Genomic DNA, 23,140 nt, shown 5'->3' with positions numbered 1-23,140 from the left:
GTCATATGCTGTCGAATTTTAATTGTAATTATTTCACTTTCTTATCCTCTTAAATTGAAATGGAGGGATTCCATTGAAGAACACTGTTTATTCTTTAACTCACGCCCAAAGAAGAGTCTGGTTTACAGAGCTGCTCGAGCCAGGCACAAGTATCTGCAATCTCGCGGCGTGCGTCAAATTCAGGGGGAACATCGACTTTGACGTATTGCGCCGTGCTTTAGATTTCTCTATCTTGCAAAATGATTCGCTCAGGTTTCAACTGACGGAAGGGGACGGCTCAGAACCCCAGCTGTATCTGGCCGGGCATCGGCCGATTTCTTTAGAGACCGTTGATTTTACTCATATGGATCAATCAGAGCGGGATGCATGGATTGACAAACAGACGCGTGTTCCGTTCAAGCTGTTTCATTCACCGCTGTATCAATTTACTCTGCTTGTCATGTCAGACGAAGAAGTTTGGCTTTATTCAAAATTTCACCATATTATCATGGACGGCATCTCGCTCAATCTGCTTGGCAATCAGCTCATTGAAATCTATCAAAAAATCATGCGAAGCGAGGATTTGGCCGACCATCAAAGTCCTTCCTATCTCAGCTACATGGAAAAAGAACAGCAATATTTACAATCTTCCCGTTTTCAAAAAGATCGTTCATTTTGGACTGAAACGTACCGAACTGTTCCTGAACACCTTTCACTTGCGGAACGAACCTCTCATCTTAGACAAAGCACTGCAGCTTCCAGAGATACAATCACTCTTTCCCACTCCTTAGAACAATCAATCCGGCGTTTTTGCAAAGATCATAATGTCAGCATCATCTCTCTGTTTATGGCTTCGTTATACATATGCATCAGCCGTCTGACGGCTAAAAAGGATATTGCCATCGGTACTTATTACGGAAACCGGGGCTCCAAGCTCGAAAAGGATATGCTCGGCATGTTTGTCAGCACACTGCCGATCAGAATGACGGCAGATCCGGATGCGGAGTTCCTGTCTTTTGTCCGCAGTGTAGGAAAACAGCAGCTGTCTGTTATGCGGCACCAGAAATATCCTTACAATCTTTTTGTCAATGAATTAAGGCAGATTCATCACGATCTGCAAAATATCATCGGGATTTCGATGCAATACCAGCCTCTCGCATGGCGTCAGGCGGAAGGTTTCGATTATGAAACGGCGATGTTTTTCAGCGGGCATACGGCAAATGAGCTGTCCATTTTAATTAAGGAGCGGACAGATACGGGATTGATTGAGCTGAATTTTGATTATCAATCCGCTTTATTTACTGAAACATCGATTAAACGGATTCAAACTCATTTGCTGACCATTGTTGAAAATGCCGTTAGAAATCCAAACCGGCTGATTCGGCATATTGATATGGCGGATGAAAAAGAAAAGAAACGGGTGTTAACTGCGTTTAACCGTACAGAAGCGGCTGAACCGCCGGCTCCGACGCTTCACGGGCTGTTTACCCGCCGCGCCGCGCTTTCGCAGCATCGTCCGGCGCTTCGTTTCCCGGACGGTATGCTGACGTACGCCGAGCTTGACAGGTACACAGACAGACTCGCTGTTCGGCTCCGCCAAAAAGGCGTCCGCAAAGAAAGCAAGGTCGGCGTGCTCGCTGAACGCTCGCCGGAGATGGTGATTTCAGTGCTTGCCGTGTTAAAAGCGGGCGGCGCCTACGTGCCGCTTGACCCGGAATATCCGGAGGACAGGCTGCGCTATATGCTCGATGACAGCGGCGCCTGTCTCCTGCTTCAACAGTCGGGGTTATCCGTTCCCGGTTTTTCCGGCGAGACGCTAGAAGTGTCTCTTTCTGCCCTTACAGGTGAGACGGAGACAGGGGCTGTCTCTGAAGAAGCGGATGCCGATTCGCTCGCTTATATTATTTACACGTCCGGTTCGACGGGAACACCGAAGGGGGTGGCTGTTGAACACCGTCAGGCCGCCGCCTTTTTATCCGGGATGCAAGGGCAGTTTCCGTTAACGGAAGAGGATCTAATCGTGCTGAAATCATCCTTTTCCTTCGACGCTTCCATCTGGCAATTGTTTTGGTGGACGATGTCAGGCGCCTCCGTGTATTTGCTTCCGGCCGGATGGGAGAAAGATCCCGCGCTGATGATCGAAGCGTTTGCCTCTGAAAAGGTGACGACCGCGCATTTTATTCCGGCGATGGTCAACAGCTTTTTAGATGCGCTGGAAACAGAGCCTGAGGAAACAAGAATCCGTCTCGGCAAAACCTTGACACGCGTGTTTGCCGGCGGGGAAGCTCTTTCACCGCTTACAGCTGCCCGGTTTGCCGATCTTCTGCCGGAGACCGTGCTCATTCACGGCTACGGGCCGACAGAAGCAACGGTTGATGCGGCGTTTTATGTCTGTGACCGAAAACGGGACAGCGGACGGACAAGGCTTCCGATCGGAAAACCCGTTCCGGGTGCCCGTCTTTATGTGTTAGACGGCGGGGGAACCGTTCAGCCTGCGGGCGTTGCCGGAGAGCTGTACATCGCGGGGACAGGGGTGGCCCGGGGCTATTTGAACCGTCCTGAACTGACGGCAGAACGTTTTCTCGATGATCCGTTTTATCCGGGAGAGCGCATGTATCAGACGGGCGATATCGCACGCTGGACTGAAGACGGGCTTGTCGAATGGCTCGGCCGTTCAGACGGACAGGTGAAAGTCCGCGGCTATCGGATCGAACCGGGGGAAATCGAAGCTGCGATCCGGCGCATTGACGGCATTCGTGAGGCGGCGGTCACCGCCCGGACCGAACACGGCGAAACCGCGCTTTACGCCTATATCGAAGGACGGGAAAGCGATGACGTGCGGACGGAGCTTGCGACACGCCTTCCGGCCTACATGATGCCGGCTCAGTTTATAGAGATGAGCGAGTGGCCGGTCACACCGAGCGGAAAGCTTGACCGCCGCGCGCTGCCGGCTCCTGACGGAGCGGCAGGCAGACAGGCGTACACCGCACCGCGGAACGTCACGGAAATGAAGCTTTGCGCCCTTTGGGAAGAGGTGCTGAAAAACGGCCCCGTCGGCATCCGGGATCACTTTTTTGAGCGGGGCGGCCATTCGTTAAAAGCGACGGCTCTCGTCTCCCGCATCGCCAAAGAGTTCGGTGTTCAGGTGCCGTTACAGGACATCTTCGCCCGGCCGACGGTGGAAGAGCTCGCTACGGTCATTCAGGACCTCGAAGAAAGTCCGTATGAAGCGATTCAGCCGGCGAAAACACAGGACACCTATCCGGTGTCTTCAGCGCAGAAACGGATGTATGTGCTCCAGCAGCTTGAAGACGGCGGTGTCGGCTACAATATGCCGGCAGTGCTGGAACTGACGGGGCCGCTTGACCGCGGCCGGCTGGAGGAGACATTCCGGCAGCTTGTCGAGCGGCACGAGTCGCTCAGAACATCCTTTGAAACGGGGCATGACGGCGAACCGGTGCAGCGCATCTATGACAGTGTGACGTTTCAACTGGATGAGGCCGAGTCAGCAGACGCATTCGTCCGGCCGTTTTGTCTGGAGGAAGCGCCGCTCTTCCGGGCGGCCCTCGTGAAAGAATCGGACGAACGCCATCTTTTATTAACGGATATGCATCACATTATTTCCGACGGTGTGTCCGTCAACACCTTGATTAAAGAATTCGGCGAGCTGTACGCCGGCCGTTCGCTTAAGCCGATGCGCCTTCAATATAAAGACTTTGCCGTCTGGCAGCGGTCGTTTCAGGAGAAGGAAGGATACCAGAAGCAGGAAGCCTACTGGCTGAAGCGGCTAGAAGGAGAGCTTCCGGTGCTTGAGCTTCCGGCTGACAAGCCCCGCCCGGCTGTCAGAAGCTTTGCGGGCGGGAACGTATCGTGCACGCTTGACGCTGAAACGGCATCCGGCCTTCACCGCATCGCCCGCGATCACGGCTCCACTTTGTACATGGTGCTTCTCGCCGCGTACAATACGCTGCTCGCGCGTCTGAGCGGACAAGAAGACATCATCGTCGGCTCGCCGATTGCCGGGCGTCCGCACAAAGACCTTGAACCGATTCTCGGGATGTTCGTCAACACGCTAGCCATCAGAACGGAGCCGAAAGGAGACAAACGGTTTACCGATTACTTGGCGGAAGTCCGCCAGGCCGCACTGGAAGCGTATGAGCATCAGGACTATCCGTTTGAAGAGCTTGTGGAACGGCTCGGCGTGCAGCGGGACATGAGCCGCAATCCGCTGTTTGATGCGATGTTTATTCTTCAGAATATGGAGCGAGAAGAGATAAATCTGGCCGGGCTGAAGGCGTCACGATCAGAGCATACCGAACATGATGTATCAAGTTTTGACCTGACCTTATCAGCTGCTGAATCCGATGGAAACATCCGCTTTGAAATGGAATTCAGCACCGAGCTTTTTATGAAAGAAACGATTGAACGCTGGATGGGCCACTTACTGAATCTCTTGCGCCATGTTGCCGCCGAACCGGAAGTCACACTATCAAAAGCTGATATGTTGACAGAAGAGGAAAAGCAAAAGATACTGACTGATTTTAATAACACACAAACCGAGTTCTCGGAAAAATACAAACTGTTCCATCAGCTATTTGAAGCGAAAGCAGCAGAAACGCCTCATCAGACGGCCGTCATTGAAGGAACACAACAGATCAGCTATTTGCAGCTTAATGAGCGGGCAAATCGGCTTGCACGAACATTACACAAAAATGGATTCGGTCCGGGAAAAAGAGCAGCTATATTGGCAAATCGTTCGATTGAAGCGATCGTCAGTGTTCTTGCCGTCATGAAATCGGGAGGGGCGTATATCCCCATTGATTCACATTATCCGAAGGAACGAATTCGCTATTTATTAAAGGACAGCGCGGCATCCGTCTTGTTGGTGCAGTCTGAATACAAAGAGCTTGCTTTGCAGCTTGCGGATCACAATTTGTTGCTCATTCAGCTCGATCAGGAAGATCAATACGATATTTGTGCGGAGAATATTCATCCGGCAGTGTCTCCGGATGATACTGCTTATATTATATATACTTCGGGAACGACGGGAACGCCGAAGGGAGTCGAAGTCAGAAACCGCAGCTTTACCCATGCAGCACTTGCATGGCGCAGCATTTATGAGCTTGACCGTATACCGGTCAAGGTGCTGCAGATGGCGAGTTTCTCATTTGATGTCTTTTCAGGAGATCTTGCCCGCGCCTTGCTAAATGGAGGAACGCTTGTTATTTGTCCGGATGACGTCCGGCTTGAGCCGAAACAGCTTTATCAGCTCATTGATCAGCACCGTATCACATTTATGGAGTCGACACCCGCGCTGATTGTTCCGTTTATGGAATATATATATCGCCGGAACCTAGCACTGCAAAGTGTAAAAGTACTGGTGCTGGGCTCAGATATGATCAAAGCGAAGGATTTTTATACGCTTCATAAGCGTTTCGGAGAAAACATGCGGATCATAAACAGCTACGGTGTAACAGAAGCGACAATTGATTCTTCGTATTATGAAGCCAAAATGAGCGAAAAGCCGCGGGAAGATGATGTGCCGATCGGTGTTCCGCTTCCGAATGTGCAAATGTACGTCTTAAACAAAGACAAACAGGTTCAGCCGATCGGCGTTTTTGGAGAGCTGTATATCGGAGGCGCCGGCGTCGCCAAAGGATATTGGGGACAGCCGGAGCTGACAAAGGGCGCATTCAGCGACCCGTTACAAACGGGAGAAATACTTTACAGAACCGGAGATCAGGCTTGCTGGCTGCCGGATGGCATTCTTCGTTTTCAAGGGCGGATTGATAAGCAGGTAAAAATCAGAGGATACAGAATTGAGACGGGAGAAATTGAAAGTGTGCTTTTGAAACACGATCAAGTCAAAGAAGCGGCTGTTACCATGATGAAAGATGCCGAAGGACAGGGCAGATTAGCGGCGTACATCATACCTAAAACAGCTGATATCTCATCGCTTCGCGAGTTTCTTATGCAGGAGCTTCCTGCTTATATGATGCCGTCTCATATTATCGGTTTAGACAGCATGCCTCTGACACTGAACGGCAAACTTGATAAATCGGCTCTGCCGGCAGAAGAGATACATTCATCACAGGCATTTGTCGCGCCCGGCGATGAAAAACAGGCGCTGTTATGCCGGATTTGGGAAGATGTGCTTCATATTCAGAAAGCGGGCATTCATCACTCTTTCTTTGAGCTTGGGGGAGATTCCATTAAGGCGCTTCAAGTGTCAGCCCGACTCGCCGGAGAAGGCTGGAACATGTCGATCCGCGATTTGTTTCAGTTCCCGACGATTGCAGAACTCGCGAAGCACCTCACGCCGGCTGTTGCAATGGCTGATCAGGGGCCGATAGAAGGAAGCGCTCCGCTGACACCGATCCAGAAGAGATTTTTTGAGGAACCGGGTGCTTTTGATCTTCATTATAACCAATCAGTCATGCTGTGCAGTGAAGAGAGATTCCAAATAAATGCTTTGTCTCAGGCGGTTCGCTCGCTGACAGAACATCACGATGCGCTGCGAATGACATTCACTGAAAATGAGCATGGGGAAGTTGTTCAATATAACCGCGGAATCACAGAGCGGCATGAAGAAATCTTTACGCTTAACGTCATAGATCTTTCAGAAGAAACACAGCCGGAAAAACGGATAGCCGCCGAAGAAAAAGAAATACAGCAAGCCATGCGCCTTGATCAAGGTCCTCTGTTTCATCTCGGAGTGTTCCGGCTGAAAGAAGCGGATCATCTGCTGATTGCGATTCATCACCTTATCACGGACGGCGTGTCGTGGAGAATATTGCTTGAAGATCTGCAGACAGCTTATCAGCAGGCATTAGAAGGCCAACAAATCAAACTGCCGCCGAAAAGCGATTCTTATATCACATATGCCGAACAACTTTTTGACATATCCAAAAGCAAAGCGCTGCTTGAAGAAGCCACGTACTGGGACAGTGTGATGTCTTTTGAAACAGCGCCGCTGCCGAAAATAAATGATGGAAATGCCGGACGGATGCAGGAAAACGCGCGCACGGCATCGTGGATATTAAGCAGCGGGCTCACAAAACAGCTGCTTTTAGAAACACAGCAGGCATACGGCACGGATGTTCATGAATTGCTTTTAACGGCGCTTGGAATGGCGCTCCATGAGTGGACGGGTTCTGAACAGCTGCTTATCAGCACTGAAGGACACGGACGGCAGGGTCATATGCCTGACATTGATATTTCGAGAACGGCAGGCTGGTTTACATCTGTTTATCCTGTGCTCTTAGATATGAGAGTGCCGGACGGCTCAGGCGAAAAAACCGCTCACCGCATAAAGACGGTAAAAGACATGATGAGGCGGGTTCCTCATTACGGAACCGGCTACGGGCTGCTGAGATATTCGCGAAACATTCTTTATAAAGACCCAGAAATAAGCTTTAACTATCTCGGTGCGTTTGACGGTCTTGAGGGAGGACTGAAGATGTCGCCGTTCAAGCCGCAGCATGATATAGCGGCCGGGCGCCTCCGTGAGTTTGACCTGGATATTAATGCGATGGCGGCGGACGGACGTCTGGAGGTAAAAGCCGTTTATACCGGCGTATTTGCACCGGGGGCAGTTGAGTCTTTCATGAATCGTTTCCAAACTCATCTTGAGGACATTATCGCCCACTGTTCTGGCAGGAAAGAGCGGGAAAAAACATTAACTGATTACAGCCATACAGAATTGACCGCTCAAGCACTATCAAGCATTGAAGATCTCGTAAAAGGACTTTAATTTCATAAAAAGGTGTGTGGCATTCGTGACACAAGCGACAGAAATCCAAGATATTTATCCTTTATCATATATGCAGGAAGGCATGCTGTTTCATTCGCTTTTAGACTCCGGATCAAACGCATATGTCGAGCAGATTTCATTTACGGTCAGCGGAGATTTATGCGTTGATACATTTCAAAAAAGCCTTGATATGCTTGTCAGCCGCTATGATATTTTCAGAACGATTTTCATAAAAGAAGTACCTGACCTTGAAGGGCCGCAGCAGGTTGTCCTTTCACGCCGTGACACTGCCGTACGGACTGAAGACATTTCAGATTATTCGGAAGAACAGCAGCAAAGCATCATTGACGAATTCAAGGAAAACGACCGGCATAAGGGGTTTGATCTGCAAAAAGGCCCCTTAATGCGCCTTGCTCTTTTTCATACGGGAAAAAACCGCCATACATGCGTTTGGACTCACCATCACATTATGATGGACGGCTGGAGCCTGGGCATTGTGCTGAAAGATTTCTTCAGCATGTATTATTCGATCCGGAACGGGCGGCCTGTAAACCTCGGCAGTCCGGACCCTTACAGCACTTATATCAAATGGCTCCGAAGCCGGAATAAAGAAGAAACGTCAGCGTTCTGGTCCGGCTATTTGAAAGATTACGGAGAAACCGTTTCCGTTCCGCAAACGAAGAATAAGCCGGCGCAAAACGGTTATACATCTGAGCATTTTCAATTTTCCCTTGAGCCTGAAACCGTACAAAAACTGACAGACATCGCCCGGGGCATCGGGGTCACGCTGAATGCTATATTTACGGGGATTTGGGGCCTGCTTCTCCATCGTTACAACGGGACTGAAGATGCAGTCTTCGGTTCGGTTGTTTCGGGCAGGCCGTCAGCTATCAGCGGCATTGAATCCATGGCCGGGCTGTTTATCAATACCGTTCCGGTGAGGGTGCGCGCAGCTGAGGGTATGACTTTTGCATCGCTTGTTAAAGCAGTGCAAAAAGATTCACTCGCAGCGGAAGAGCATAGCTATTATCCGCTTTATGACATTCAAAACGAGAGCGGTCTGCAAAAAGATCTCTTGAACCATATCCTTGTCTTTGAAAATTATCCGGTTCAGATGCAAGCTGCGGTAAACGGCTGGCAGCAGACTGAAAGCCATGCGCTCTCTCTTGAAAACTTTTCGATGGCGGAAGAAACGAACTATGATCTCAACGTCGTCATCGTTCCGGGGGAAGAGTTTTATGTGAAATTCAGTTACAATGCTGACATTTATGATCGGGAGGACATGAAACGGATCAAAGGGCATATTCTTGAGGTCATCTCCTGTGTAACGGAGGATCCGGACAGGCTCTTATCAAGCATCAGTCTCGTGCCGCCGGAGGAAGAGGCCTTGATTCATTCGTTTAACGACACAAACCGTCCGTATCCTGAGACAACCGTTCACGGGCTTTTTGAAGAACAGGCTGCCAAAACGCCCGACCAGGAAGCGTTGAGATATAACGGGGTAAGCTGGAGCTATAAGAAATTAAATCAGCGGGCGAATCAGATTGCGCACGCGTTAAGGGAAAAAGGCGCCCGTCCCGATCAGATTACCGCTGTTATGCTGCGCCGATCGATGAATACGGTCGCCGCTCTGCTCGGAATTTGGAAATCGGGCAGCGCTTATATGCCGATTGATGCGGAATATCCGCCTGAACGGATCTCATTTTTGCTGAGAGACAGTGGAGCTTCACTGCTCGTGACTGAAAAAGACCTGCTCCCTCTCATTCCGCCGCATTTCAAGGGCAGCGTCGTCATCTTGGAGGAAACGGTTTCCCGGCAGACCGAGCCGCTTCCGCCGGTGTCCGGCAGCGGAAATTGGGCATATGTCATTTACACCTCGGGAACGACAGGCCGTCCGAAAGGTGTGCTTGTACAACACAAAGCGATCAGCAATACATTGCAATGGCGGCGTGAAGAATACGGCATGTCAGAAGGCGACATAGCGCTTCATCTTTTTTCATACGTATTTGACGGCTCTTTGACAAGTCTTTTCACTCCGCTGCTGTCCGGCGCTTGTGTACTGTTGACTGATGAAGACGATGCAAAAGACGTTCTTTCAATGAAACAGAAAATCGCCCGCCACGGGGTAAGCCATCTTCTGATTGTTCCGTCTCTGTATCGCGTCCTGCTTGATTCTCTGACAAAAAAAGATGCACAGACGCTTCGGGCGGTGACATTTGCCGGGGAAGCGGCAACCCCTGATATCGTGGAAGCGAGCCGGAATATATGCCCGAATGCCGAGCTGCTGAATGAATATGGCCCGACGGAGAACAGTGTGGCAGCGACGATCCTGCGCAATCTGCAAAAAAGCAGCCGGATTACGATCGGACGCCCGATCGCCAATACATTCGTCTATATCATGCACGGTGTCCAGCTGCAGCCGGTCGGAGCCGTCGGTGAACTGTGTATTTCAGGAAAAGGTCTTGCACACGGATATTTTCAGCAAAAAGAGCTGACGGACAAAGCCTTTACCCCTCATCCGTTTCGTGAAGGTGAACGGCTGTACAGAACGGGGGATGCAGCCCGGTTTTTACCGGACGGAACGATTGAATATATGGGACGTTTTGATGATCAGGTGAAAGTCAGAGGCTACAGAATAGAATTAGGAGAAATCGAAACGGCACTCAGAAGTCTGTCCGGGGTAAAAGAGGCGGCAGTTACCGTGCGCAAAACGGCGGACGGAGAACAGGAGCTTGCAGCTTATGTCGTACTGCAAAACGCGGGTGTGACATTTGATCCGCACGCCGAATTGGCCGGGACATTACCTGCTTATATGATACCGGGAAGCTTTACCAAACTGACGGAAATGCCGCTGTCTGCGAGCGGAAAACTTGATAGGGCCGCACTTCCTGAACCGGAAGAAGCTGAGAGGACCGGTGATTATCAAGCGCCCCGCACAATGCTTGAGACTGAGCTGCTGTCTATCTGGCAAGATGTGCTGAAACGGAACCGCATCAGTATGAGAGATGATTTCTTCCAAATCGGCGGACAGTCGCTGAAAGCTGCATCACTTGTTTCAAATATACATAAACGGCTGCAAATTGAACTTGCCGTCCGCCATGTCTTTGAACATCCGACCATTGAGAGCATGGCCCGCTTCCTTGAACAGAGGAAAAGAGGAGAATATGCAGAAATCACGCCTGCAAAGACGAAGGACTTGTACCCGTTATCTTTTGCTCAAAAAAGGCTTTATGCCCTTCACCAGCTTGCTTCAGACAGCACAGGCTATCATATGCCCGCTTGTCTGGAACTGAGCGGCAGGCTCAATCGGGACCGTCTGCAAGAAGCCTTTTCAGCGCTGCTGCAAAGGCATGAAGCGTTACGCACATCATTTGTGTTACGAAACGGGGAGCCGATGCAGCACATACATTCACATGCCGATCTCGAACTCACGGAGCTTCACATGCCGTCCGAGTCACTTCTTCACGAGACGATGGAAACTTTCGTTAAACCGTTTGACGTGGAAAAAGCGCCGCTTTTGAGGGTGACTTTAGCCAAAGTCAATGAAGACCGCCATTTTCTGCTGCTCGATATGCACCATCTTATCGCAGACGGTGTGTCAATGAGCGTTCTGATTCAGGAATTGACGGATTTGTACAGAGGGAAGGAATTGCGGCCGTTAAAACTGCAGTACAAAGATTTCTCCGTCTGGCAGCATGACCGATCTGCCGCTGAAGAGTTCAAAAAACATGAGCGGTATTGGCTGGATGCGATCGGGGAAAACATTCCCGTTCTTGATCTTCCGCTGGATAAAAAGCGCCCGCAGCTTCCTGATTTCAGCGGATCAGCGGTTCGAACGCGTCTTCAAAAGGAAACGGCGGAGAATTTGCGCCGGCTCATGGATGAGACGGGTTCCACGCTGTATATGATTCTTTTGGCCGGCTATTCCCTGTTCCTGTCTAAATTGAGCGGACAGGAAGATGTTGTCGTCGGTTCACCTGCGGCAGGCAGAAGCCGCGCTGAGCTTGAAGGGGTTATCGGCATGTTTGTTAACACCGTGGCCATGAGAAGCAGGCCGGAAGGTGATAAGACATTCCGCGCTTATTTAGAAGAGGTGAAAATGCTCGCCCTCGGCGCAGCCGAACATCAGGAATTCCCGTTTGAAGAACTCGCCCAAAAGCTTGATACACACCGGGAAGTCAATCGCAATCCGCTGTTTGATGCCATGCTCGTTCTGCAAAACAGTGATGATTTCAAAGTGAATCTTCCGGGCTTATCCGTTTCTGCACATGCAGTGAAGCATGACATTTCAAAATTCGACTTGACGCTACATGCTGAGGAACGGCCGGATGGCGCCCTGGATTTTCATTTTGAATACAGTACCGCATTGTTTGAAAAAGAAACGATCGAACGGTGGGCCGGTCATTTTAAAGAGCTTTTAGGACAAATCGCGTCGGGTTACGATCGGAAGCTGTCTGACATTCATTTGCTGGACACAAACGAGCGGCAGCTGCTTCTGGAAGCTGATCATCAAACGGCTGAGTATCCGCGGCATGAAACGATCGTCAGTTTATTTGAAAAACAGGCGGAAAAAACGCCGGATCAAATCGCAGCCGTCATGGCCGATGAGCGTCTCACCTACCGCGAGCTCAATGAAAAGGCGGATCAAATCGCCGATATGCTCTCAGAAAACGGGCTCCGCTCCGGACAGATCGTCGGGATGATGACTGAACGATCTCCGGATATGCTGATTGGAATTCTCGGTATTTTAAAAGCGGGAGGGGCGTATCTGCCGATTGATCCTGAATATCCGGACGAGCGGATTTCATTTATGCTGACTGACAGCGGCGCGCGTGTTCTTTTGACGCAATCGGGTCTTGGAATTTCCGGAATGGACGGTATGCCGGTTTTATATATCGATAAGCCGGAATCTGTTTCAGCAGACAGTCCGAAAGAAACGATAACGCCTGAACAGCCGGCTTACGTGATTTACACATCGGGCACAACAGGGAAACCGAAAGGCGTGATGACGGAACACCGCAATGTCATCAGCCTTATCACACATAAAGGGCTGCCGTTTGATTTTGGGCCAAAAGACGTCTGGACGCTGTTTCATTCTTATTGCTTTGATTTTTCTGTTTGGGAAATATTCGGTGCGCTTTTATACGGCGGAAAAGTAGTCATCGTGCCGAAAGAAACAGCCCGTGATCCGCATTTGTACCGGCAGCTGCTGCTAAGTGAAGGCGTAACGGTGCTGAACCAAACGCCGACGGCTTTTTCCGGACTCATTCATGAAGAAGCCGGGCATACGGACAAGCTGAAGCTTCGATATGTCATTTTCGGCGGAGAAGCGCTTCAGCCCGGCATGCTGAAAAGCTGGAAAGAGAAGTATCCGGAGACGGAGCTTGTGAATATGTACGGCATTACGGAAACCACGGTTCACGTCACATACAAAAAACTGAATATGGAAGATATCGAGAGAAATAAAAGCAATATCGGAAGACCGCTGGAAACCCTTCATGCTTTTGTCATGGACGCTTATATGAATCCGCAGCCGATCGGAATTCCCGGTGAGCTTTATATCGGCGGAGAAGGCGTCGCGAGGGGATACGTAAATAGAGATGATTTAACGGCCTCCCGTTTCATCACGAATCCGCACGTTTCCGATATGCGGCTCTACCGGACGGGCGATATCGCCAAAAGGCTCTCAAATGGCGAGCTGGAGTATGTCGGGCGGAAAGATGCGCAAGTAAAAGTCAGAGGCCACAGAATTGAATTGGGAGAAATTAAATCAGCGCTGCAGAAGCTTTCTTTCGTGAAAGAGGCCGCCGTGATCACACGTGCTGATCAGCACGGTCAGCACTCCATTTACGCCTATGCCGTCTTACACGGAAACGAAAAGTTAAAAGAAGCAGAGGTTCAGGCCTCTCTCAGAGCTTTCCTGCCGGAATATATGATTCCCGCCCGCTTGATGCAGCTTAATGAACTGCCTCTGACGGCGAATGGGAAGCTGGATGAGAAGGCGCTCCCGCAGCCTGAATTAAATGAAAATCCCGGAGATGATATCAGCCTGAGGAATGAAACTGAAGAAATGATGGCTGACATTTGGGAGGAACTCTTAGGTGTTGAAGGCCTTGGCCCCAATGCTCATTTCTTCCATCTCGGCGGAGATTCGATTAAAGCGCTGCAAGTATGTGCGAGGCTGAAGCAGCAGGGCTACGAAACGACTGTTCGTGAGCTGTTTGAGCACCAGACACTGGGAGAGGTGTCGATGCGGCTCCGGAAAGTCCGCCGCGTCATTGATCAGGCTCCCGTCACCGGAGAAGTGCCGTTGACGCCGATCCAGCACTGGTTCTTGTCACAATCATTGCCGCATGATCATTTTAATCAGACCGTTATGCTCCGCAGTGCGGACAGAATCAATGAATCCGCAATGAGAAAAGCGCTGGCACAGCTCGCGGTTCATCATGACGCATTACGGATGATATGCGGCACGCAAAATGGATCGGTGATGCAATATAACAGAGCTGAGAACCTTTCTGAAGAAGAACTCTTTACGTTTGAAACGCTTGACGTGAGAGGGACAGGGTCATTACAAGAGGAGCACGCCGCAATTGAACAGGCGGCCGCCCGTATTCAAACTTCCATCAGGCTGGAAACGGGTCCGCTCATAGCTGTCGGTTTATTTCACGCCGCTGATGGCGATCATCTGCTGCTTTCCATTCATCACCTTGTCATTGACGGAGTATCATGGCGGATTTTATTTGAAGATCTCACTGCGTGCTACCGGCAGGCGCTTGTTGGAAAAGAAGCCGTTCTTCCGGCGAAAACTGATTCCTATCAGACTTATGCAAAGCAAATTTCTGATTATGCAAAAAGCCGCCGGCTGCTGCAGGAAGCAGATTACTGGTCTGAAAGAGAAGAAGCGGCGGTCAAACCGCTTCCGAAAGATGCCCGCATCTCTTCCAATCTCCTTAAAGATACAGATGTGATGACCATTACATTGACAAAACAGGAGACTGAGCAGCTGTTAACGGAGGCAAACAGGGCATACACAACGGAGACAGGTGAATTATTGCTTGCGGCGTTAAGCCTTGCGCTGAACAGATGGACCGGAAATGAGACATTCAAAATCAGCATGGAAGGCCACGGAAGGGAAGAGCATCTGGAGCATCTTGATATCAGCAGAACCATCGGGTGGTTTACGTCAATTTATCCGGTATTGGTTGACGCAAGTTTTCAAGATCAGGCTGATGACGGGGGGCGTCTCGGTTATCACATTAAGCGGACAAAAGACATGATGCGCCGCATTCCGCATAAAGGAGCGGGATACGGGGTGCTGAAATATATAAGAAAATTCTGGGGAGAGGCTGAATCTGATTCTCCTGAAATCAGTTTTAACTATTTGGGGCAGTTTGACCGGGAGATCCGTTCCACCGGCTTCGATGTTTCTCCCGTAAAAGCGGGAAATGAAGTCAGCCCAGACTGGGAACGTCCGTACACACTTGATATCAGCGGCTCCGTATCATCGGAATGCCTCAGCTTGAATGTGGTGTACAACCGTGTTCAGTACCAAAAAGAAACGATTGAAGTTTTGACGGGGCATTTTCATACTTTTCTCAAGCAGATCATCACGCATTGCACAGACAAAGAGGAGCGTGAATGGAGCGCTGCTGATTTCAGTGATGAAGAGTTAACGCTGGAAGATCTGAGTGACATTATGGGAGCCGTCAACAAACTATAGAAAAGGAGAGGCGCAATGGGGCAGCAACCGGAAATACAAGATATATACCCTTTATCTTTTATGCAGGAGGGCATGCTTTTTCATTCTCTTTTGGATCATGACTCAAGAGCCTACTTCGAACAAGCAGTGTTTACGATCAGCGGACAGCTTGACCGGGAACGATTCCAAAAAAGTATAGATGCTGTTTTTGAACGATACGATATTTTCCGTACGACGTTTATTCATAAGAATGTGGCGAAGCCCCGCCAAGTCGTGTTAAAAAGCAGGCCGAGCCGTGTTCAGTTTCATGATATTTCTCATTTGGATGAGAAGGCGCAGGACATGTATGCCGACCGTTTCAGTAAAGAAGACAAAGATAAAGGCTTTGATTTGCAATCAGACCCTCTCATGAGAGTCTCCATTCTGAAAAAAGCGCCCGAACGCTATGTTTGTATTTGGAGCCACCATCATATCGTCATGGACGGCTGGTGCTTCGGAATTGTCATGAAGGAATTTCTGATGATCTATCAATCTCTCGGAGACGGGCGGCTCCCGTCTCTCGAGCCTGTTCAGCCATATGGAAAGTATATTAAATGGCTCATGAAGCAAGATCGTAAAGAAGCCGAGTCATTTTGGAAAACGAGACTTGCTGATCTTGAGCAAACGGCGTCTCTTCCGAAAAAATCCGCGGAACCAAACGGCGAGCTTGAGCAGGCTGTTTTCACTATTTCTGAAGAGCAGACAAATGAGCTGAAGAACATTGCGGCAAGGGCGGGGGCAACGCTGAATACGGTGTTTCAGGCACTGTGGGGCATTTTGCTGCAGCGAGTCAGCCGCTGTGAAGACGCCGTTTTCGGTTCTGTCGTTTCCGGCCGGCCGTCGGATCTGGCGGGCGTAGAAAAAATGGTAGGACTGTTTATCAATACGATTCCCGTGCGGGTAAAAAGCGGTTCGTTTTCCTTCCTGGAGCTCGTCAGACATTTGCAGCAGGAGACGCTGCAAGCAGAAGCGTACAGCTATTATCCGCTGTATGACATTCAGGCGCAAAGCCCTCTGAAGCAGGCGCTGTTTGACCATATTATCGTGTTTGAAAATGTGCCGGCCCAGCGTGAAATTGAAAATGTGAGTCAGGCCGGTTCATTTGATTTTGCGGTAGAGGATTTCACGATGGAGGAAGTCACAAACTACGGATGCAGCGTAAAGGTGATTCCGGGAAGTTCTCTTTATATCCGCTTAAACTTTGATACCGGTATATACGATCGTGTTTTTATGAAGAAGATTGAAACCTTTTTACGGTATATGATGAAATCAGTCATTTCCGATCCTGAAATGAGCACCTCCCAGATCGCTTTGCTGGATGCGTGTGAAGCCAGAAATATGCTGGATGCGTTTAACCGGACAGATGCGGCTGAACCGCCGGCTCCGACGCTTCACGGGCTGTTTACCCGCCGCGCCGCGCTTTCGCCGCATCGTCCGGCGCTTCGTTTCCCGGACGGTATGCTGACGTACGCCGAGCTTGACCGGTATACAGACAGGCTCGCTGTTTGGCTCCGCCAAAAAGGCGTCCGCAAAGAAAGCAAGGTCGGCGTGCTCGCTGAACGCACGCCGGAGATGGTGATTTCAGTGCTTGCCGTGTTAAAAGCGGGCGGCGCCTACGTGCCGCTTGACCCGGAATATCCGGAGGACAGGCTGCGCTATATGCTCGACGACAGCGGCGCCTGTCTCCTGCTTCAACAGTCAGGATTATCCGTTTCCGGTTTTTCCGGCGAGACGCTAGAAGTGTCTCTTTCTGCCCTTACAGGTGAGACGGAGACAGGGGCTGTCTCTGAAGAAGCGGATGCCGATTCGCTCGCTTATATTATTTACACGTCCGGTTCGACGGGAACACCGAAGGGGGTGGCTGTTGAACACCGTCAGGCCGCCGCCTTTTTATCCGGGATGCAAGGGCAGTTTCCGTTAACGGAAGAGGATATAATCGTGCTGAAATCATCCTTTTCCTTCGACGCTTCCATCTGGCAATTGTTTTGGTGGACGATGTCAGGCGCCTCCGTGTATCTGCTTCCGGCCGGATGGGAGAAAGATCCCGCGCTGATGATCGAAGCGTTTGCCTCTGAAAAGGTGACGACCGCGCATTTTATTCCGGCGATGGTCAACAGCTTTTTAGACGCGCTGGAAACAGAGCCTGAGGAAACAAGAATCCGTCTTGGCAAAACCTTGACACGCGTGTTTGCAGGCGGGGAAGCTCTTTCACCGCTTACAGCTGCCCGGTTTGCCGATCTTCTGCCGGAGACCGTGCTCATTCACGGCTACGGGCCGACAGAAGCAACGGTTGATGCGGCGTTTTATGTCTGTGACCGAAAACGGGACAGCGGACGGACAAGGCTTCCGATCGGAAAACCCGTTCCGGGTGCCCGTCTTTATGTGTTAGACGGCGGGGGAACCGTTCAGCCTGCGGGCGTTGCCGGAGAGCTGTACATCGCGGGGACAGGGGTGGCCCGGGGCTATTTGAACCGTCCTGAACTGACGGCGGAACGTTTTCTTGATGATCCGTTTTATCCGGGGGAGCGCATGTATCAGACGGGCGATATCGCACGCTGGACTGAAGACGGGCTTGTCGAATGGCTTGGCCGGTCAGACGGACAGGTGAAAGTCCGCGGCTACCGGATTGAACCGGGGGAAATCGAAGCGGCGATCCGGCGCATCGACGGCATTCGTGAGGCGGCGGTCACCGCCCGGACCGAACACGGCGAAACCGCGCTTTACGCTTATATCGAAGGACGGGAAAGCGATGACGTGCGGGCGGAGCTTGCGAAACGTCTTCCGGCCTACATGGTGCCGGCTCAGTTTATAGAGGTGAGCGAGTGGCCGGTCACACCGAGCGGAAAGCTTGACCGCCGCGCGCTGCCGGCTCCTGACGGAGCGGCAGGCAGACAGGCGTACACCGCACCGCGGAACGTCACGGAAATGAAGCTTTGCGCCCTTTGGGAAGAGGTGCTGAAAAACGGCCCCGTCGGCATCCGGGATCACTTTTTTGAGCGGGGCGGCCATTCGTTAAAAGCGACGGCTCTCGTCTCCCGCATCGCCAAGGAGTTCGGCGTTCAGGTGCCGTTACAGGACATCTTCGCCCGGCCGACGGTGGAAGAGCTCGCTTCGGTCATTCAGGACCTCGAAGAGAGCCCGTATGAAGCGATTCAGCCTGCGAAAACACAGGACACCTATCCGGTGTCTTCAGCGCAGAAACGGATGTATGTGCTCCAGCAGCTTGAAGACGGCGGTGTCGGCTACAATATGCCGGCTGTGCTGGAACTGACGGGCCCGCTTGACCGCGGCCGGCTGGAGGAGACGTTCCGGCAGCTTGTCGATCGGCATGAGTCGCTCAGAACATCCTTTGAAACGGGACATGACGGTGAACCGGTGCAGCGTATCCATGACAGCGTGCCGTTTCAGCTGGATGAGGCCGAGTCAGCAGACGCATTCGTCCGGCCGTTTTGTCTGGATGAAGCGCCGCTCTTCCGCGCGGCCCTCGTGAAAGAATCGGATGAACGCCATCTTTTATTAACGGATATGCATCACATTATTTCTGACGGTGTGTCCGTCAACACCTTGATTAAAGAATTCGGCGAGCTGTATGCCGGCCGCCCGCTTGCACCGATGCGCCTTCAATATAAAGACTATGCCGTCTGGCAGCGGTCGTTTCAGGAGAAGGAAGGATACCAGAAGCAGGAAGCCTATTGGCTGAAGCGGCTTGAAGGCGAGCTTCCGGTGCTTGAGCTTCCGGCTGACAAGTCCCGTCCGGCCGTTCGAAGCTTTGCGGGCGGGAACGTATCGTGCACGCTTGACGCTGAAACGGCATCCGGCCTTCACCGCATCGCCCGCGATCATGGCTCCACTTTGTACATGGTGCTTCTCGCCGCGTACAATACGCTGCTCGCACGTCTGAGCGGACAGGAAGACATCATCGTCGGCTCGCCGATTGCCGGGCGCCCGCATAAAGACCTTGAACCGATTCTGGGGATGTTCGTCAATACACTCGCCATCAGAACGGAGCCGAAAGGAGACAAACGGTTTACCGATTACTTGGCGGAAGTCCGTCAGGCGGCGCTTGAGGCGTATGAACATCAGGACTATCCGTTTGAAGAGCTTGTGGAACGGCTCGGTGTGCAGCGGGACACAAGCCGTAATCCGCTGTTTGACGTGATGTTTGTGCTCCAGAATATGGAGCGTGAATCCTTGGTTTTAAATGAGCTGCATTTGACTCAAGCTGCGGATACCGGCCATAAAACAGCAAAATTTGATGCCACGCTTTATGCGGCAGAAGGGTCTGACGGCACCATCAGCTTTGATTTTGAATTCAATGCAGATATCTATCAAAAACAGACAATCGAAAAATGGCTTTCTTATTTTACCCGTATTCTTACGAAAGTAATTGAAGACCAAACAATACCGCTTGGTGACATTCACGTGCTGGATGATGCTGAAACAAATCGCGTCATTTATCAATTTAATCAGACGAAAAGCGATTATCCTAAACATGAAACCATCAGCCGTTTATTTGAGCGGCAGGCGGAAGAAACCCCTGATGCCCAGGCAGTTGTATATCGCGGACAAACCTTGACATACAGAGAGCTGAACGAACGGGCTAACAGAATTGCTGCGGCGCTCCGATCAAATGGCGCCGGTCCGGAAAGTGTGGTCGCAATATTAACCGGCCGCACAACAGAGCTTGTTTCCGGTATTCTCGGAATATTAAAAGCGGGGGGCGCCTACTTGCCTATCGCTGACGATGTGCCGCGGGAACGGGCTGAATGGATGCTTAAAGACTGCAAAGCTGATATTCTCCTTCAATCTGATAAAGTTGACGGTCTGCCGCTTTCAGGAAAACGTTTATTCATAGAGGATATTCAAACACACGCTGGATTGAGTGCAGTTAACCCCGAACCGCTCGGCGGACCCGAATCATTGGCTTACATGATTTATACATCCGGGTCAACGGGCGCGCCAAAAGGCGTCATGGTTGAACAGCGAAGCGTGATCCGCCTTGTGAAAAACAGCAATTATATTGATTTCACGCCGAAAGACAGACTGTTGTTTACTTCATCATTAGGATTTGACGTCACGACATTTGAGATATTCGGCCCGCTTTTAAACGGTGCTTCTTTATATGTAAGTGACCAGGAAACCTATCTCGATTCTGATGTTTTGGAAACATTTATACAGCAAAACAGTATAACGACACTTTGGCTTACATCGTCTCTGTTTAACCATTTATCCGAACAAAATGAACATGTGTTTTCGGGATTATCACGATTGATTATCGGCGGAGAAGCACTGTCCCCAAGCCATGTCAACCGGGTTCGGGGAGCACTGCCGCATCTTGCAGTATGGAATGGATACGGGCCGACGGAAAACACAACGTTCTCGACATGCTTTTTGATTGAACAATCATACGATCATTCGATCCCGATCGGGCGCCCTGTCGGAAATTCAACCGCGTATATCATAAACGGCAGGGGAACACCGCAGCCGATCGGCGTCATCGGCGAATTATGCACGGGCGGGGACGGTGTGGCGAGAGGATATTTCGGACGTCCTGAGCTGACGGAAGAAAAATTTGTCCCTAATCCATTTGTTCCCGGAGAACAAATGTACCGCACCGGAGATTTAGCCCGCTGGCTGCCGGACGGAACGATCGAGTATGCCGGACGAATGGATGATCAAGTGAAAATCCGCGGTTATCGGGTGGAGCTGGGAGAAATTGAAGCCGCTCTGAGGAGCTTGGACGGCGTGAAAGAAGCTGCAGTGTCAGTCAGAACCGGACAGTCCGGCAATAAAGAACTGATCGCATACATGAGCCTGCAGGCGGACATGAACACAGAAACAGTGCGTTCTTTACTTTCTCAGCGCCTGCCGAATTACATGGTTCCGTCCTATATGATGGAGCTTGAGAGGCTGCCGCTTACGCCGAACGGTAAATTGGATCGGAAAAATCTGCCCGAACCGGAGCTCGCGCTTCAAACCGCATACACAGCTCCCCGCAATGAGCTTGAAGAACAGCTTTCCGTGATTTGGCAGGAAGTGCTCGGCGCAAAGCAAGTCGGGATTGAAGACTCATTTTTTGAATTGGGCGGCGATTCAATCAAAGCGCTGCAAGTTTCCGCGCGGCTCGGACGCTATGGGTGGAAAATGGCGGCAAGTGACTTGTTCCGCCATCCGACCATTAAGGAACTCGCGCCTCTTATCCGGAAAGCGGAAAGAGTCATCGATCAGCGGCCGGTTGAAGGAGATATTCCTTGGACCCCCGTTCAGCACTGGTTTTTATCACAGCGGATGGAAAACAGAAATCATTTCAATCAGTCCGTCATGATGTTCAGCTCGGACGCTTTGCGTAAACAGCCGCTCAAAGAAGCTTTGCAGCATCTTGTCATTCATCATGATGCACTCCGGATCACCGTCAGTGCAGAAAACGGAAGTCTCAGACAAATCAATCACGGCATCCAACAGGATGAACTGTACAGCTTGGATATATGGGATCTGTCTGAAACGGATTCATGGGAAAGAGAAATAGAAACTGAGGTGGCTGCACTCCAACAGCAGATGGATATTGAAAAAGGGCCGCTATTAAAAGCCGGCTGGTTCAAAACCCGGTCTGGGGATTATTTATTCATTACCATCCATCACTTGGCGGTTGACGGAGTGTCATGGCGTATTTTGCTGGAGGATTTATCAGCCGCTTACACTCAAGGCGTAAAAGGTCAGCCGGTTCAGCTTCCGCCAAAGACTGATTCCTTTAAGCAGTACGCAGAAAGGCTTTCAGAATACGCAAAAAGCAGCAAGCTGATGCGTGAAGAAGACTATTGGCGTTTTACTGAAGAAGAAACCGCCGCCGGACTTCCTTATGAAAAACCGCAGCATCAGACGGGAGCCGACAGCATTCGGCAAACGGTAAGCTTTACGCTTTCAGAAGAAGAAACGTCCGTTTTGCTGCAGCAGGTCAACCGGGCCTACCATACCGATACGCAGGATATTCTTTTGACTGCGGCAGCCTTGGCTTTACGGGACTGGACAGGAGGCAGACTCCGCATCGCGATGGAAGGGCACGGAAGAGAGCATATTATGCCGGAGCTTGACATCAGCCGCACCGTAGGCTGGTTTACTTCCATGTATCCGGTGCTCATTGACTTGAATGCTGCCGGTTCAGAACTTGGGACGGCGGTAAAAACAGTAAAAGACACACTCGGAAAAATACCGGATAAAGGAATAGGCTACGGCATTTTAAAATATATGACACCGCCTGAGCAAAAAACAATTCGGTTCGGACAAGCGCCTGAAATCAGCTTTAACTATTTAGGGCAATTCAATGATACAGAAGATCAGCACACGTTCAGTTTATCCGGTCTTGCGAGCGGGCACGACATTACGCCGACATGGCAGCGGGAACAAGCGGTGGAAATGAGCGCGATGGCTGCACAGCACAAGCTTCACTTCAGTTTGAGCTATCCGCCGAACCGCTTTCGCAAAGAAACGATGGAACAGCTGCTGCAAACCTTACAACAATATTTGCGTGATATTATGGCGCACTGCACCGGCAAAGAAGAATCAGAAAAAACTGTTAGTGATTTTAGCAGCAAAACGTTAACATCTGATGATTTGGACAGCATAGCGAGTTTTGTCGAGGAACTGTAGAAAAAGGCGACGGGGAGATCATA

Annotated in this window: 3 protein-coding genes; all 3 read left to right on the top strand. The window is 50.8% G+C overall.

Annotated features, from left to right (window positions below):
* Window positions 1–73: 73 nt before the first annotated feature.
* Genes ABDB98_RS09505 through ABDB98_RS09495 form a run of 3 tightly spaced genes read left to right on the top strand, consistent with a single transcriptional unit; the run spans window position 74 to window position 23,117 of the window.
* A complete protein-coding gene (locus ABDB98_RS09505; protein WP_438420013.1) occupies window positions 74–7,732 on the top strand; it encodes an amino acid adenylation domain-containing protein in 7,659 nt (2,552 codons plus the stop codon).
* Between the two features lie 25 nt (window positions 7,733–7,757).
* Window positions 7,758–15,455: an amino acid adenylation domain-containing protein gene (locus tag ABDB98_RS09500; protein WP_438420012.1), complete on the top strand. Its 7,698-nt coding sequence runs from the start codon at window positions 7,758–7,760 to the stop codon at window positions 15,453–15,455.
* A gap of 15 nt (window positions 15,456–15,470) precedes the next feature.
* Entirely contained in the window at window positions 15,471–23,117 is a 7,647-nt protein-coding gene (locus ABDB98_RS09495) for an amino acid adenylation domain-containing protein (protein WP_438420011.1), read from the top strand.
* Window positions 23,118–23,140 lie beyond the last annotated feature (23 nt).

The organism is Bacillus siamensis, assembly GCF_051628075.1.
GTDB classification, from domain to species: domain Bacteria; phylum Bacillota; class Bacilli; order Bacillales; family Bacillaceae; genus Bacillus; species Bacillus siamensis.
This window is presented reverse-complemented; position numbering and strand designations above follow the sequence as displayed.

Bases quoted from the DNA above. Each gene is read 5' to 3' on its own strand.
- ABDB98_RS09495 (WP_438420011.1), top strand. From the start codon at position 15,471: ATGGGGCAGCAACCGGAAATACAAGATATATACCCTTTATCTTTTATG.